The sequence below is a fragment of the Nonomuraea sp. bgisy101 genome (genome assembly GCF_057708945.1).
Genome location: NZ_JBYITD010000011.1, coordinates 12,170 through 27,140, shown reverse-complemented (window position 1 = coordinate 27,140; position 14,971 = coordinate 12,170). Strand labels below are relative to the sequence as shown.

At 68.8% G+C, this 14,971-nt stretch carries 15 protein-coding genes; 9 read left to right on the top strand and 6 right to left on the bottom strand.

Annotated elements, in window-relative coordinates:
• Window positions 1-56: 56 nt before the first annotated feature.
• From AC3EO4_RS21670 to AC3EO4_RS21650, 5 genes are all read left to right on the top strand, one after another.
• Window positions 57-593: a hypothetical protein gene (locus AC3EO4_RS21670; RefSeq protein WP_431897372.1), complete on the top strand. Its 537-nt coding sequence runs from the start codon at window positions 57-59 to the stop codon at window positions 591-593.
• Window positions 590-1,726: a type VII secretion-associated serine protease mycosin gene (mycP, locus tag AC3EO4_RS21665; protein WP_431897371.1), complete on the top strand. Its 1,137-nt coding sequence runs from the start codon at window positions 590-592 to the stop codon at window positions 1,724-1,726. Before AC3EO4_RS21670 ends, mycP begins: the two co-directional genes overlap by 4 nt.
• Before the next feature lie 33 nt (window positions 1,727-1,759).
• Window positions 1,760-2,137, top strand: a complete 378-nt coding sequence (locus tag AC3EO4_RS21660; RefSeq protein WP_379581231.1) for a Zn-ribbon domain-containing OB-fold protein — start codon at window positions 1,760-1,762, stop codon at window positions 2,135-2,137.
• The gene (locus AC3EO4_RS21655; RefSeq protein WP_431897369.1) at window positions 2,134-3,318 is read left to right on the top strand and encodes a lipid-transfer protein; all 1,185 of its coding nucleotides are present in this window, start codon (window positions 2,134-2,136) and stop codon (window positions 3,316-3,318) included. The genes AC3EO4_RS21660 and AC3EO4_RS21655 overlap by 4 nt, the downstream gene beginning before the upstream one ends.
• Window positions 3,319-3,425: 107 nt before the next feature.
• On the top strand, window positions 3,426-4,547 hold the full coding sequence (locus AC3EO4_RS21650) for a ribosomal eL19 family protein (RefSeq protein WP_431897367.1): 1,122 nt from the start codon (window positions 3,426-3,428) through the stop codon (window positions 4,545-4,547).
• Window positions 4,548-4,603: 56 nt separating this feature from the next.
• Here AC3EO4_RS21650 and AC3EO4_RS21645 read toward each other — a convergent pair whose 3' ends face one another.
• The 5 genes from AC3EO4_RS21645 to AC3EO4_RS21625 all read right to left on the bottom strand — a co-directional run bounded on the left by AC3EO4_RS21645 (window position 4,604) and on the right by AC3EO4_RS21625 (window position 10,294).
• Entirely contained in the window at window positions 4,604-5,620 is a 1,017-nt protein-coding gene (locus AC3EO4_RS21645) for an ABC transporter ATP-binding protein (protein ID WP_379581228.1), read from the bottom strand.
• A complete protein-coding gene (locus AC3EO4_RS21640) occupies window positions 5,604-6,644 on the bottom strand; it encodes an ABC transporter ATP-binding protein (RefSeq protein ID WP_379581227.1) in 1,041 nt (346 codons plus the stop codon). The genes AC3EO4_RS21645 and AC3EO4_RS21640 overlap by 17 nt, the downstream gene beginning before the upstream one ends.
• A gap of 16 nt (window positions 6,645-6,660) precedes the next feature.
• A complete protein-coding gene (locus AC3EO4_RS21635; protein WP_379581226.1) occupies window positions 6,661-7,575 on the bottom strand; it encodes an ABC transporter permease in 915 nt (304 codons plus the stop codon).
• On the bottom strand, window positions 7,568-8,509 hold the full coding sequence (locus tag AC3EO4_RS21630) for an ABC transporter permease (RefSeq protein WP_379581225.1): 942 nt from the start codon (window positions 8,507-8,509) through the stop codon (window positions 7,568-7,570). Before AC3EO4_RS21630 ends, AC3EO4_RS21635 begins: the two co-directional genes overlap by 8 nt.
• Before the next feature lie 114 nt (window positions 8,510-8,623).
• Window positions 8,624-10,294, bottom strand: coding sequence for a peptide ABC transporter substrate-binding protein (locus AC3EO4_RS21625; RefSeq protein WP_379581224.1), 1,671 nt, complete (start codon window positions 10,292-10,294; stop codon window positions 8,624-8,626).
• Between the two features lie 480 nt (window positions 10,295-10,774).
• Here AC3EO4_RS21625 and AC3EO4_RS21620 point away from each other — a divergent pair, with 480 nt between their 5' ends.
• The 4 genes from AC3EO4_RS21620 to AC3EO4_RS21605 all read left to right on the top strand — a co-directional run bounded on the left by AC3EO4_RS21620 (window position 10,775) and on the right by AC3EO4_RS21605 (window position 13,431).
• The gene (locus tag AC3EO4_RS21620; RefSeq protein WP_379581223.1) at window positions 10,775-11,689 is read left to right on the top strand and encodes an ABC transporter permease; all 915 of its coding nucleotides are present in this window, start codon (window positions 10,775-10,777) and stop codon (window positions 11,687-11,689) included.
• Entirely contained in the window at window positions 11,682-12,533 is an 852-nt protein-coding gene (locus AC3EO4_RS21615) for an ABC transporter ATP-binding protein (protein ID WP_379581222.1), read from the top strand. The genes AC3EO4_RS21620 and AC3EO4_RS21615 overlap by 8 nt, the downstream gene beginning before the upstream one ends.
• Window positions 12,534-12,656: 123 nt before the next feature.
• Window positions 12,657-13,178, top strand: a complete 522-nt coding sequence (locus AC3EO4_RS21610) for a YbhB/YbcL family Raf kinase inhibitor-like protein (protein ID WP_379581221.1) — start codon at window positions 12,657-12,659, stop codon at window positions 13,176-13,178.
• Between the two features lie 97 nt (window positions 13,179-13,275).
• Window positions 13,276-13,431 (top strand): hypothetical protein, encoded by a 156-nt coding sequence (locus tag AC3EO4_RS21605; RefSeq protein WP_192781480.1) that lies wholly within the window; start codon window positions 13,276-13,278, stop codon window positions 13,429-13,431.
• Window positions 13,432-14,007: 576 nt separating this feature from the next.
• Here AC3EO4_RS21605 and AC3EO4_RS21600 read toward each other — a convergent pair.
• Window positions 14,008-14,808 carry a hypothetical protein gene (locus AC3EO4_RS21600; RefSeq protein WP_431897364.1) on the bottom strand — a complete coding sequence of 267 codons (801 nt, stop codon included), beginning with the start codon at window positions 14,806-14,808 and terminating at the stop codon, window positions 14,008-14,010.
• Between the last annotated feature and the right edge of the window lie 163 nt (window positions 14,809-14,971).

The window sequence follows — 14,971 nt, the reverse complement described above, 5'->3', positions numbered from 1 at the left end:
CTCTCCCCCCTTCCGAGGCCGACGTGATCCGACTCTCCCTAGCCCTCATCCCCATCATGACCATGATCTGGCCGAACACCGAGCCCCCGGTGGCGGAGCGATGGCGAGCATGGCCGGCCTCCGAGGTCTTCCCCGCCAGGCTCGCGGGCACCACACCGTCGGGCGCCCGCACCGCCTACGTCCTGGCCGGCATCGCGCCCGAGACCCCGTGCACCCGCGCCTTCCATCGCGACACCGGCCTGCACGGCTGCCTCACCGCCCTGCGCGCCACCTACGTCGACAGCACCCAGACCTTCGCCGCCACCGCCGGCATCGCCGTCCTCACCGGCCCTCCCGCGCGCCGGGACGAGCCCCGCGACGCCAGGCCCGCCACCGTCAGGCCCTACACCGTCCCCGGCGGTCCCGCCGAGCTGTTCGGCTCCCGGCAGTACATCACCGGCGCGCGGGTGAGCTCCGACGACCGCTACGTCGTCATGACCGCGGCCGGGTACACCGACGGCAGGCCGTACACGAAGGACGAGAGCGCGACGCCGCGCCTGCGCAGAGTGGCCCGCGAGCTGGCGGCGGCGATCCACCGGCGGCTCACCGGATGAGGCGGGCGCTCGCCGCCCCGCTGGTGGCCGCCCTGCTCGCGATCAGCACGCCGACGGTCGCCGACGAGGTGGCGGCCACCGCGCGCGAACGGCAGTGGCAGCTCGGCACGCTGCACATGGAGCAGGCCTGGCGCCTCACCAGGGGCGCCGGCGTCACGGTGGCCGTGCTGGACACCGGTGTCGACGCCCGCCACCCCGACCTGGCGGGAGCGGTCGTCAAGGGCCCCGACCTCACGGGACAGGCTCCCGGCGGCGGCCGCTGGGGCCACCACGGCACGGGCATGGCCAGCCTGATCGCCGGGCGCGGCCACGGCAAGGGCAGGGCCGACGGGGTCATCGGCATCGCGCCCGAGTCGACCGTGCTGTCGGTGCGGGTGACGCTGGAGAACGACGATCCGCGCCGCGAGCTGCAGCGCACCAGGACCCGCGGGCAGGACTCGCTGGCCAGGGGCATCCGCTACGCGGTCGACCACGGAGCACAGGTGATCAGCATGTCGCTCGGGGGCGGCAGCGGCACATGGGAGGGTTCGGCCGCGGAGGAGGAGGCCGTGCAGTACGCGCTGGAGCGCGGCGCGGTGCTCGTCGCGTCGGCGGGCAACGACGGCGACGGCCCCAACAGGAAGAACTTCCCCGCCGCCTACCCCGGGGTGATCGCGGTCGGCGCGGTCGACAGGAAGCTGAAGGTGGCGGGCTTCTCCAACCGCCAGACCTACCTGTCCGTGGTCGCGCCGGGCAAGCAGATCGTCAGCGCCGACGGCCCCCGCTCCTACGTGATCGGCGACGGCACCAGCTCGGCCGCCGCGATGGTGGCCGGCATCGCCGCGCTGGTCAGGTCCGCCTACCCCGACCTCACCCCGCTGCAGGTACGGCGGGCGATCGAGAGCGGCGCCGACAGGGAGGGGCACAGCAAGGACTACGGCCACGGCGTGGTGAACGCGGCTCACGCGCTGGCCGAGGCCCGCCGCCTGGGCGAGCGGGATCCGGTCACCGCGCCCGCGGGTCGGCCGTACTTCGGCGGCGGCCCGTCGGACCAGGGGACGGACACCAGACTGCTGGTGATCGCCGCGCTGCTGGCGCTGGCGGCGACGATGGCGGCCAGGGTGGTGGCGCTCAGCAGGAGGAGGCGGCGCTAGTACCGAGCAAGCGCTTGTGTGATACTGCTCCTCATGACGTGGTTCGACGGCATCGACCTGCTCGGCACCCGCTGCACGACCTGCCAGGCCGTCTTCTTCCCTCCGCACCACGGCTTCTGCCGCGACCCGCTGTGCGAGGGAGAAGACCTCGTGGAGCACAGGCTGTCCAGGCGCGGCACCGTGTGGTCCTACACCAACGCCTGCTACCCGCCGCCCGCGCCGTTCGTGGCGGCCGAGCCGTACGAGCCGGTGACGCTCGCGGCGGTGGAGCTCGACGAGGAACGTATCGTCGTGCTCGGCCAGGTGAAGGACCTGACCGTCGACGACCTCAGCGTCGGGATGGAAGTGGAGCTGACCGCCGGCACGCTCGCCGACGGCCACGCCGTCTGGATGTGGGGGCTGCCGCGATGAGCGTGGTCGTGATCGGCGCGGGCATGCACCCATGGGGCAAGCAGGGCAGGCCCTTCCACGAGTACGGCGTGGCCGCCGCCAGGGCCGCCCTGGCCGACGCGGGCATCGCCTGGAGCGACGTGCAGTTCGTCGTGGGCGCGGACACGATCAGGAACGGCTACCCGGGCTTCGTCGCGGGCGCCACCTACGCCCGCGCGCTCGGCTGGTCGGGCGCCCGCATCGCCTCCTGCTACGCCGCCTGCGCCTCCGGCGCCCAGGCCCTCGACCTCGCCCGCACCAGGATCATGGCGGGCCTCTGCGACGTCGCCATGGTCATCGGCGCCGACGCCACCCCCAAGGGCTTCTTCACGCCCGTCGGAGGCGACCGGCCCGACGATCCCGACTGGCTGCGCTTCCGCCTGCTCGGCGCCACCAACCCCGCCTACTTCGCGCTCTCCGCCCGCAGGCGGATGGCCCTGTACGGCTCGACGCCCGACGACTTCGCCGCGGTCAAGGTCAAGAACGCCCTCGCGGGATCGCTGAACCCCAACGCCCGCTACCGCAAACCCGTCACGGCGGCGGAGGTCCACGCCTCTCCCATGGTCGCCGACCCGCTGCGCCTCATGGACATCTGCGCCACCTCCGACGGCGGCGCGGCGCTCGTGCTCGCCTCCGCCGCCTACGCCCGCAGGATCGGCGCGCCAGGCCCGGTGACGCTCGCCGCGGTCGCGACGGTCACGCCCACCTACCCCAAGACCGTTCTCGACCTGCCCGACTTCGCCACCGACCCGCCCGTGCGCGAAAGCGTCCCCTTCCGTGCCGCCCTCGCCCACGCGGCCTACGAGGAGGCCGGGCTCGGACCCCGCGACCTGTCCTTCGCCGAGGTCTACGACCTTTCCACCGCGCTCGAGCTGGACTGGATGGAGGACCTCGGCCTGTGCGCGAGGGGCGAGGCCGACAAGCTCCTGCGCGCGGGTGACACCGCGCTCGGCGGCCGGATCCCCGTGAACCCCTCGGGCGGCCTGGCCTCCTTCGGCGAGGCGATCCCCGCCCAGGCGATCGCGCAGGTCTGCGAACTGACCTGGCAGTTGCGAGGTACCGCGGGCGCCCGGCAGGTCGCGAACGCCCGCGTGGGCATGGCCGTCAACCAGGGACTCTTTGGTCACGGTTCGGCGATCATCGCTATGGGTGACCCGGATTGATCTATTAACCCCTGACATGTTCTACTGATGAACACGGACAGTAACTGTCAATTACGGAACGTGTTGGATCTCGCGTTCTGGCACGTTGCCTTCAGGGGGAATTTTCCATGATCCGTCATATTCTCGTCGGCGCCGCCGCCACGCTCGGACTCGCGATGGCAGGACCCGTCTCAGCCGCTTCTGCCGAAGCGTTCCACGGCCCCGACCCCATCAGCGATCTCACCGCCACCGGCGCGACCGCACCCGCCACAGGCGCCGCCGCTCCCGCCACGGGAGCTGCGGCGCCTGCCACCACCGCGGCCGAGACCACCACAGGCTCGGCAGCACCCGCCACCAACGCGGTAGCACCCACCGACGATGAGGCACTCGTCACGGACGACACGGCACTCATCACGGACGACACGGCACTCGTCACGGACGATGTGGCGCCCGCTACGGAGGCGGTAGCACCCGCCACGAACGATGCGGCACCCGCCACGGGGGCGGTAGCACCCGCCACCAACGCTGTGGCACCCGCTACGGACGCTGTGGCACCCGCCACAGGCGCGGCGGCTCCCGTCGCCGCCAACTCGATGGCACCCGCCACCAACGCGGCCGCTCCCGTCACGGGCGCCGCGGCTCCTGTTTCCGACGCGGCGGCTCCCGTGACAGACGCTGTCGCTCCGGTCACGGGCGCTGCGGCCCCGGCGACAGCTCCTGTCACGGGTCTGCCCGGCGCCACCGGCGCGGCCGCACCCGTCACGGGCGCAGCGGCACCCGCCACCGACACGAAGGCTCCCGCCACGACCGCGGTGGCCCCCGCCGTCAACGCGATGGCACCCGCCTCCGGCACGAAGGCACCGACCACGAACGTGATGGCACCCGCCACGAACGCGGTGGCCCCGGCCACCGGCACGAAGGCGTCCTCCACCGACACGAAGGCACCTGTCACCTACGCGGTGGCACCGGCCAACTCGGTGGCACCCTCCACCAACACGATGGCCCCCGCCACCAACATGAAGGCACCCGCCACGAGCGCGGTGGCCCCCGCCACCAACGCGATGGCGCCCGCCTCCGGCACGAAGGCACCGACCACGAACGCGGTGGCCCCGGTCACCGACACGAAGGCGTCCTCCACCGACACGAAGGCACCTGTCACCTACGCGGTGGCGCCCGCCACCAAGGCGGTCGCCTCCGGTAAGGCGACGCCGGTCGACCACCTTCTCGGCGCGGTTCCCGCCACCAAGTAGGGCAGCAACGAAGAAGCTCCCCACCCAAAGGCGTGCGGGGAGCTTCTTCACGGAACTCAGCCGGCGTGCACCACGTCGTGCGTCTCGGCGAAGTGGCACGCGCTCTCATGGCTCGTGCCCGGCCTGATCTGCAGCAGCGGCTCCTGCTCGGCGCAGATCTCCTGCGCCTTCCAACAGCGGGTGCGGAAGCGGCAGCCCGACGGGGGGTTGGCAGGCGAGGGCGGGTCGCCCTGCAGGATGATCCGCTCGCGCTGCTCCCTCCCCTCGGGGTCGGGCACCGGCACCGCCGACAGCAGCGCCTGCGTGTAGGGGTGGGCGGGCTTGTCGTAGATCTCGGTGTCCTTGCCGAGCTCGACGAACTTGCCCAGATACATCACCCCGACCCGGTCGGAGATGTGGCGCACCACCGACAGGTCGTGGGCGATGAAGATGTAGGCCAGGTCGAACTCGTTCTGCAGCCGCTCCAGCAGGTTGATGACCTGCGCCTGGATCGACACGTCCAGCGCCGACACCGGCTCGTCGCAGACGATGACCTCCGGCTGGAGCGCCAGTCCTCGCGCGATGCCGATGCGCTGACGCTGACCGCCGGAGAACTGGTGCGGGTAGCGGTTGACGTGGTCGGGGTTGAGGCCGACCACCTCCAGCAGCTCCTGCACCTTCTTGCGCCTGTCGCCCTTGGGCGCGACCTCGGTGTGGATGTCGTACGGCTCGCCGATGATGTCGCCGACGGTCATCCTGGGGTTCAGCGAGGTGTAGGGGTCCTGCATCACCATCTGGATGTTGCGGCGCATCCGCTTGAGCTCCGCGCCCCTGGCGTTGGCGATCTCACGGCCGTTCACCTTGACCGAGCCCGAGGTCGGCCGCTCCAGCGCCATCAGCAGCTTGGCCAGCGTCGACTTGCCGCAGCCGGACTCGCCGACGATGCCGAGGGTCTCACCCTTGTTCAGGTCGAACGAGACGCCGTCGACGGCCTTGATCGCGCCGATCTGCCGCTTGAGGACGATGCCCTGGGTCAGCGGGAAGTGCTTGACCAGGTCGCGGACCTCGAGGATCGGCTCACCCACGGCTGCCATCGAGGACCTCCCTCCAGTAGTGGCAGGCGCTGCCGCGCACGCCGCTGATCTCGTAGAGCGGGGGGACGTCGGTCACGCAGTTGTCCTGCCGGTAGGGACACCGGGGGTGGAACGCGCAGCCTGAGGGCATGTCGAGCAGGTTGGGCGGCAGGCCCTTGATCGCGTACAGCTCCTGGCCCTTCATGTCGACCCTGGGGATCGAGTCGAGCAGGCCCTTGGAGTAGGGGTGCGCGGGGGCCTTGTAGATGTCGTACACCGGGGCGTTCTCGACGATCCGCCCGCCGTACATGACCGAGATCTTGTCCGCGACGTCGGCGACCACACCGAGGTCGTGGGTGATCAGGATCAGGCCCATGTTGCTCTCGCGCTGGAGCTCCGCGAGGAGCTCCATGATCTGGGCCTGCACGGTCACGTCGAGCGCGGTGGTCGGCTCGTCGGCGATCAGCACCTCGGGGTCGAGCGCGATGGACATCGCGATCATGATGCGCTGGCGCATGCCACCGGAGAACTGGTGCGGGTAGTCGTTCACCCGCTGCCTGGCCGCGGGGATGCGCACCCTGTCCATCAGCTCGACGGCCTTCTTCGTGGCGTCGCGCTTGCTCATCCCGCGGTGCACGCGGAACATCTCGCTGATCTGCCAGCCCACGGTGAAGACCGGGTTCAGCGCGGAGAGCGCGTCCTGGAAGATCATCGCGATGCGCTCGCCGCGGACCTGGGTCCTGGCCTCCTCCGACAGCCTCAGCAGGTCGGTGCCGTGGAAACGGATCTCCCCCTGGGGGATCTTCGCGGGCGGCATGTCGAGAATGCCCATGATCGCCTGCGCGGTCACGGACTTGCCCGAACCCGACTCACCGAGGACGGCGAGCGTCTCACCGGCGTTCAGCGAGTAGCTGACGCCGTTGACCGCCCTGACGACGCCCGCCCTGGTGTGGAACTCCACGTGCAGGTTGTCCACGGCCAGCAGCGGCTCGTTGCCCAGCCCTCCCTCGGCCGGCAACACGTCCAGTGCCGATTTCTTCTTCATTGCGATTCCCCCCTCTCTATCGCAGCTTCGGGTCGAGTGCGTCTCGTACGGCATCGCCGATCATGACGAAGCTCAGGACCGTGATGCTCAGGAAGACCGCCGGGAAGATCAGCGGTTCCGGAGCCATCAGGAACCTGTTGCGCGCGTCGGCGATCATCAGACCCCACGAGATGTTGGGCGACTGGATGCCGACGCCGAGGAACGACAGCGCCGCCTCGCCCGCGATGAACACGCCCAGGTTCATCGTGCAGACCACGATGACGGGCGCCAGCGCGTTGGGCAGGATGTGCCGCACCGACAGGCGCCACGGGCTCGCGCCCAGCGCACGCGCCGCGGTGACGTAGTCCTGGTTCTTGGCGGTGATGACGGCCGCGCGCATGATGCGCAGCACCATCGGCCAGGCCAGGATCGCCAGCGCGATCACGACCGTCCAGACGCCCGCCTGGTCCCTTCCGACGACCGACAGCAGCAGCAGCGCGCCGAGGATCGAGGGGATGGCGAAGAAGATCTCGGCCACGCGGGAGAGGATCACGTCGACCCAGTGCCCGTAGAAGCCGGCGATCAGGCCGAGAGCGCCGCCGACCAGGCCGGTCACCAGCGAGGTCAGCACGCCGACCAGGATCGAGACCCGAGCGCCGTGGATGACGCGCGCGTAGGTGTCACAGCCCTGGTTGTCCAGGCCGAACCAGTGGGCCGAGCTGATGCCCTGGCGGGCGTCGGCCAGGTTGCAGGCCGTGGGGTTCTGCGGCGCGAACACCCCGGGGAAGATCGCCATCAGGATCAGCACGACCGCGATGAACGAGCCGATCACGAAGACCTTGTTCCTGCGCAGGTCGTACCAGGCGTCAGACCAGAGGCTGGCCGGCTTCTTCTCCTTCGGCTTCCTGCGCGAGGGCGCCTTGGGCGCCGTGACGGTGTTCAGGTCACTCATAGCGGATCCTGGGGTCGAGGACGGCGTACAGCAGGTCGACGATGAGGTTCGCGAGCAGGTAGACCAGGACGAGAACCGTGACGATGCCGACCACGACGGCGTTCTCACGCCGTGCGACCGACTGGAAGAGCTGCTGGCCGATCCCGTTCAGGTTGAAGATCGCCTCGGTGATCACCGCGCCACCCATCAGTGAGCCGAGGTCGGCGCCCAGATAGGTGATCAGGGGGATCAGCGAGTTGCGCAACGCGTGCCTGCCGAGGACCCTCCGGCGCGGCATGCCCTTGGCGATCGCCGTGCGGATGTAGTCGGCCCTCAGGGTCTCCATGAGGCTGGTTCTGGTGAGCCGGACCAGGTAGGCGATCGACGTGCCCGCGAGTACGAAGCCCGGCACGAGGAAGCTCCGCCACCCCGCGTCGGTGCCCGAGATGGGGAAGAAGTCGATGCCCAGGGACGTCTTGAGCTTGACGCCGAGAACGAGCTGCAGGACGAAGCCGCTCACCAGGGTGGGCACCGACACCAGCAGCAGCGTCAGGGCCAGGATGCTGTAGTCCTCCCAGCGGCCGCGGCGCAGAGCCGCGAGCAGACCGAGACCGAGACCGACGATCCCCTCGATGACGAGAGCCGTCAACGCGAGCTGAATGGTGACCCCGAACTTGCCCGCGAACAGATCATTGACCTGGACGCCCTGGAAGGTCTCACCGAAGTCGCCGACGAAGACGCCGGTGATGTAGTGCCAGTACTGCACGATCAGCGGATCGTTGAGCCCGTACTGCTCACGCAGCTGCGCCGCGAGCACGGGGTCGATGCGTCGTTCACCGCCCAGGATGGCCACGGGATCGCCGGGCAGGGCATAGACGGTGCAGAAGATGAGAAATGTGGAACCCAGCAGAACAGGGATCGCCTGGAGCAGGCGCCTGATCGCATAGCGGCCCATGATGTCTCCCGATCATTGCGAAGGGCAGCCCGGCAACCTCCCGGGCTGCCCTCAGTTGTCAGGGCCCCTCCGGCAGGCATCTGGTGGACGCCTACCGGAGAGTGCGGGTCATGGTCAGGAAGCCCGCTCGACCTTGGCGAGGTCGATCCGCTCGAACGGGTCGATGGTCACGTTCTTGACGTTCTGCGAGTAACCACCGTTGGTCTGGTAGAAGTACACCGGCACGTACGGCATGTCCTTCACCAGCATGTCAGCGGCCTGCTGGTAGAGCTTGACGCCTTCCTGGTCGCTCTTGGCGGAGTCGCCCTGGACGAGCAGGTCGTCGAAGTCCTTGTTCGAGTAGCGGCCGTGGTTGGAGCTACCGCCGGTGCCGAAGATCGGGCGGAGGTAGTTCTCGATGGACGGGTAGTCCATGATCCAGGCCATGCGGAAGGCACCGCCGACCTTGCCCTTGTCCAGCTCGTCCAGGATGGACGCGAAGGACTCGTAGGGCTCGGCCTTCACGTCGACGCCCAGGTTCTGGCGCAGGTTGTTGGCGGCGGCCTCGATCCACTCCTTGTGGCCGCCGTCACCGTTGTAGGAGAGGGTGATGGGGCCCTTGCCGCCACCGTTCTTCTCCCACAGCTCCTTGGCCTTGGCGGGGTCGTAGACGCACGCGTCGCAGGCGCCCTTGCGGTAGCCGGCCACGACGGGGCTGACGAAGTCGTCGGCCGGCACGCGGGTGCCGGAGAAGACCTGCTCCGTGATGGTCTTCCTGTCGATGGCCATCGAGACGGCCTTGCGCAGCTCGACGTTCTTGGCCCACGCCTCGCCGTTCTTGGTGTTGAAGCCGAAGTAGCCCACACCGGAGGACGCCTGCTCGATGTAGCGGTCACCCAGCTCCTGCTTGGCTGTGGCGATGGCCTCGGGCGGCAGCTGGTCCATGATGTCCAGGTTGCCGGCGCGCAGCTCGTTCCACGAGGTGCCCTTGTCGCTGGAGATCTTGAAGTCGACCGCGTCGATCTTCGCCTTGCCCTCGACGAACTCGTCGTAGCGCACGACGGAGATGGTGGTGTCCGTCGCGAGCTTGAACGGCTTGGCCATCTTGAAGGGGCCGTTGCCGACGGGGCTCTCGCCGAACTCCTTCTTGATGCCACCGTTGCCGTCGAAGGCGACGGAGGGCATCGGCATGAAGGTGGTGTAGCCGAGCATCGTCTTGAAGCCGGAGTAGGAGTGCGCCAGCGTGACGGTGAAGGTCTTGTCGTCGACGACCTTGAGGCCCGCGAGGGTCTTGGCCTTGGGCTCGGGGGCCTTCTGCGGGCCCTCCTCGCCGTCGGGGTCGGCGGGGGCGACGTCCTCGTAGCCCTGGACGGCGGAGAAGAAGTGGCCGCCTTCCTGGACGTTGGGGCCGTAGGCGGCGGCGTTCCACGCGTCGACGTAGCTCTTGGCGGTGACGGCCTCGCCGTTGTGGAACTTGTAGCCGTCCTTCAGCTTGATCGTCCAGACCTTGGACTCGGCGTCAGGCTCGATGGACTCCGCGCCACGAAGGATCACGTTCTTGTCCTTGTCGTAGTCGACAAGGCCGACGAACAGCGCGTTCAGCACCTCGGCACCACTGGTGTCATTGGTGTTGATGGGGCTCAGCTCGTGCTGGGGCTTGGCGATATCAACCGTGACCGGCTTGGCTGAGGATCCGCTGCCCTTGTCGTTGCCGGCCGTCCCACCGCCGCCGCTACCACACGCGGCGACTGCGACGGCCAGCAGCGCGGTACCGGCGACGATCTGTGCGCCCTTAGTAACACGCATTAGTAGATTTTCCTCCCTCTACAGGTGGGCGTAAGCGCTGAGCTGCGAAGTCCTAGGCAGCCTGACGGAGGGTCCTTGTCAATCCCCCGGGTTTGGCTGACATGGTCAAACCAGCTGACGCCCTGCCAGTCGATCGCGACTATCCCTCACTACTTGCCACCAGCGAGTCTCTGGCACATTGCAGTTCGGTCACACGTCTGCGCGCTCGGCGTCACACCCATCCGCCCACCGGCCGAAGGGAACCCTTTATGGGGACAAACCGGTCACAAGGGGATGAGTAAGGCGCCTGAACTGTCGAGTCAAATTACACCTCATCGGACAGTGCTCTCACCGCGCTCACACCGCGAGCGCTCCTGGGCTACCGTTGACCAAGTCTTGGGAGGCACCTGGAACCCGTCTCCCCCAAGACGACGTCCAAGTCTCTGTGGCAAACCGCCGCCCGAAGCACCTCACCTACCTGGATCCAATAGAGTCCATGCCATGAGCCAGCCGGAATCCGCTGTCGCGGACGCCCAGGCGGGCGGCCGCAGCGGGGAGCCGCTGAGCAAGCTCGCCAAGCGATACGGGCTTCGTCGTGCCATCGCACGACCGAGGTTCCCCGCCTACCTGCGCCAGTTGTGGGAGCGGCGGCACTTCATCATGACGTACGCGACCTCGCGCAACGTCTCGAAGTACAGCAGCTCGGCGCTCGGCCAGCTGTGGCAGGTGCTCACACCGCTGCTGAACGCCGGCATCTACTACGTGATGTTCGGCCTCATCCTGGGCGGCAAGGGCAACATCCACAACTACCCCGCCTTCCTGCTGACGGGGATGTTCGTCTTCACCTACACGCAGCGGTCGGTGACGGCGGGCGCCAAGTCGATCTCCGGCAACCTCTCGCTGATCAGGGCGCTCCACTTCCCCCGGGCCGCGCTGCCCCTGGCGTACACGATCCAGGAGCTCCAGCAGCTCGCCATCTCCATGGGCATCCTGCTCGCGATCGTCGTGGCCACGGGTGAGTTCCCCACGTGGTTCTGGCTGATGATCCCCGTCGTGCTGGTGTTGCAGACGATGTTCAATGTCGGGGCGAGCCTCGTCATGGCCCGCGTCGGCTCCTCCATGCGCGACATGAACCAGCTGCTGCCCTTCATCATGCGCACCTGGCTCTACGCCTCCGGTGTGTTCTTCTCCATCCAGGAGAAGGTGGTCGGCGCCGCGAAACTGCCCCAGTGGGTGGCCAACGTCATGTACGCGAACCCGGCCGCCTCCTACATCGAGTTCATGCGCGACATCCTGATCCCTGGCCACCCCGTGCCGACGTGGGCTTGGATGAGCTGCGTATTCTGGGCGGTGTTCGCACTCGCCTTCGGCTTCTGGTACTTCTGGCGCGCCGAGGAGAGGTACGGCCGTGGCTGAGCTGACGGAGGAGCTGTCCCAAGTGAAGGCTGAGGAGCCCGGCGTCCCCGACAAGGACGTCAGGGTGCACCCCAACCCGGAGCCTCCCGCTCCCACGACGGGTACGCCGACCGTCATCGTCGACGACCTCCACATCGTCTACCGCGTCTACGGTGCCACCTCGGACCACGAGAAGGGCAACGCGGTCAACGCCCTCATGCGCCTCGTGAAGCGCCAGGGGCGGCCGCAGATGAAGGAGGTCCACGCCGTCAAGGGCGTGACCTTCGTGGCCTACCACGGCGACGCCATCGGCATCGTGGGCCGCAACGGCTCGGGCAAGTCGACGCTCCTGCGGGCCATCGCGGGCCTGCTGCCGCCGCACGAGGGCGCCGTCTACACCGACGGCCAGCCGTCACTGCTCGGCGTCAACGCGGCCCTCATGCGCGAGCTGACCGGCGAGCGCAATATCGTGCTCGGCTGCTACGCCATGGGCATGACCCCCGGGCAGGTCAAGGAGGCGTACGACGAGATCGTCGACTTCTCCGGCATCGGGGAGTTCGTGCAACTGCCCATGTCCACCTACTCCTCCGGCATGGGCGCCCGGCTGCGCTTCGCCATCTCCTCGGCCAAGACGCACGACGTGCTCCTGATCGACGAGGCGCTGGCCACAGGCGACAGGGAGTTCCGCAAGAAGAGCGAGAAGCGGATCAAGCAGATCCGCGAGTCCGCCGGCACGGTGTTCCTGGTAGCCCACGATCTCAAGGTGATCGAGGAGACCTGCAACAGGGTCATCTGGCTGCACAAGGGCAAGATCAGGATGGACGGCGATCCCAAAGAGGTCATCGCCGCCTACAACAAGGGCTGACCCTCGGGGCCGGAGAGCACGGCCCCGCAGCCTCTCCGGTGACACCGGGATGCCGATCATCGTCTCCGCCCCCGCCCGGGTGGAAGATGGGGAAGGTAAGCCCGAACTCACCGGAGGTGCATCTTGCCCGCAAGGCCACCTATCCCCTATGACTTCCTGCCCGAAGTCCCCGCCCTGACCGTCGAGAGCGATGACGTCCGCGACGGAGAGCGCCTCCCCGACGCCCACGTGTTCGACGACTGGGGCATGACGGGCCAGAACCTCTCACCGCACCTGCGCTGGTCCGGCGCCCCCGAGGGCACCAGGAGCTACGCCGTCACCTGCTACGACCCCGACGCCCCCACGGGCAGCGGCTTCTGGCACTGGCTCCTGTTCGACGTCCCCGCCGACGTCACCGAACTGCCCACGGGCGCGGGCGCCGCCGACGCCAAGCTCGGCACCCAGGCGCGCAACGACTTCGGCACCAAGGCGTACGGCGGCGCCGCACCGCCTCCCGGCCACCCGCACCGGTACCTGTTCGCCGTGCACGCGCTCGGCGTCGAGTCGCTGGGCGTCGACGCCGACGCTCCCGCGGCGGTCGTCGGCTTCAACATCACCGCGAACACGCTGGCCAGAGGCTTTATCGCACCTGTGTACGAAACCTGAGCGACTCAGGAGGCAAAGGCCTGACACCGCCATCGCCGTTCCGATATGATTCGAACGCTGTTTCGAGCTGAGGAACATGATGGAGTGGGGGCGCGCGATGCGAGAGCTGTCGACCGCGATTGACCACCTGGCCATCGAGGATCCGTCCGAGATCCCCAGGGCCGAGCTCGCCGAGCAACTGATCGAGCTGCACTGGCAGATGGCCAGGCTTCAGGCCCAGATCGCCCGTCGCACGGGCGTCCGCATCACCTGACCGACACCCGCGCCCCTCCACCGCCGAGGGCCGGGCCGCAGACCCCGCACATGACGAGACCGGTGGCCTGAACCAGGCCACCGGTCTCGTGAAGCCGACCATGATCACCATGTCGCGGAAGTACGTCGAGGAAGGAGGAAGCCGCGGCCATCGGGTGCGCCGATCGGCAGGTGGTCCGTCCCGTGAGCCCATGGCCCACGCCCGCCGGCCGAGTCGGCCCGCCCGGGGCCGCCGCTTCTTTCCCATCTCGCGATCACCACGCTCGCCTGCCCGACGTCCGTCCCATCGTCGTCGAAGGCTTCATGGTGTCACGGGCGCCGTTGCGGCGCGGAAGGGACACTCACGGGGAGCGTCCCTTCGACAGGCCCCTGCCACGCACATGGGGAGGCGCTCGGCGTGGCTTGCCGTACGGGGTCGCATCCATCCGCACAGGCTCTGACGCGCGGTCCCGGTCCCGCCAAGCTCCGGAGAGGATCGTGCCCGCGGTCAGGTGTGCTGGATGCGACGCCCCAGGGGAGCCATCGCGCGGCGAGCCATGGGCACCGTACGGCCCGTCGCGGCGCGCGCCCTCCGATGTCAGTGCTGGGCGGCGAGGTCGGTCGTCTGAGCGACCGACTCGGTGACCGCGCCCTGCGTCTCGCTGGCCGAGCTGATCCCCCTGTTGGCGTTGTTGTCGACGACGTCGGTGGCGGCATCGACGAGCGGGGCGATCTCGTCGATGGAGAGGGCGCCCACGAGGCCGGGCAGCGACTCCATGACCGGCGCGGCCTCGGCCGGCGTCGCCTCGCGGACCGCGGGTGCCAGCTCGACCCTTTCCGCCTCGGTCTGGACCGGCTCGACGGCGCCGTGCGAGGCCGCCTCCTGCTCCCTCAGGCCCAGGAAGGTGCCCCGGTCGGCGGGAGAGGTCGAGCTGGACGAGCTGCTGGAGCTGGAGCTGCTGGAGCTGGAGCTGCTGGCGGCGTCCTGGCGGTCCGCGACACCGAACAGCTCGGCCGCGACGCTGTCCTCCGGCATCGAAGCGCGGACGACCTCGCTCGGGCTGCCCTTCATGACCGCCTGGAGGAGCCGGTCGACCGAGTCCATGGGCCCGTCGAGATCGAGGCCGTGCGAGGCCACAGGGACCTCGTGACCGTTGAGGAGGACGCCGCTCCCGGCCACCGGGCCGGTTCCGTCGATGCCGTTCTCCGAGACCACCCGTACACCGTCGGTGACCACTGCGCTGTGGCGGAGCCCTGCCGTCGCGTCCGTTCCGGAGAAGGACACGTCGATGCCTCCCCCGGCGGAGCGGTAGGAGTTGTCGGCCTGGGCGGGCACGGCCACGGCCGCGGCGAGCCCGCAAATGGCGACGGCTACCGCCGCCTTGATAATACGGTTCATGATTGCCTTCCCGGCTCTTATTCGATTCGCGTTGTTCGCCATTCGAATCGCGATTCGAAGTCCCCCGAAAGCCGGCGTGCGCGCTATGGCGCCATACGGAGCGCGCACCGCCCGACTGAGCTACCGAGGCAGTTCTATCACCACCTCGAGCGGGCGGGATCGC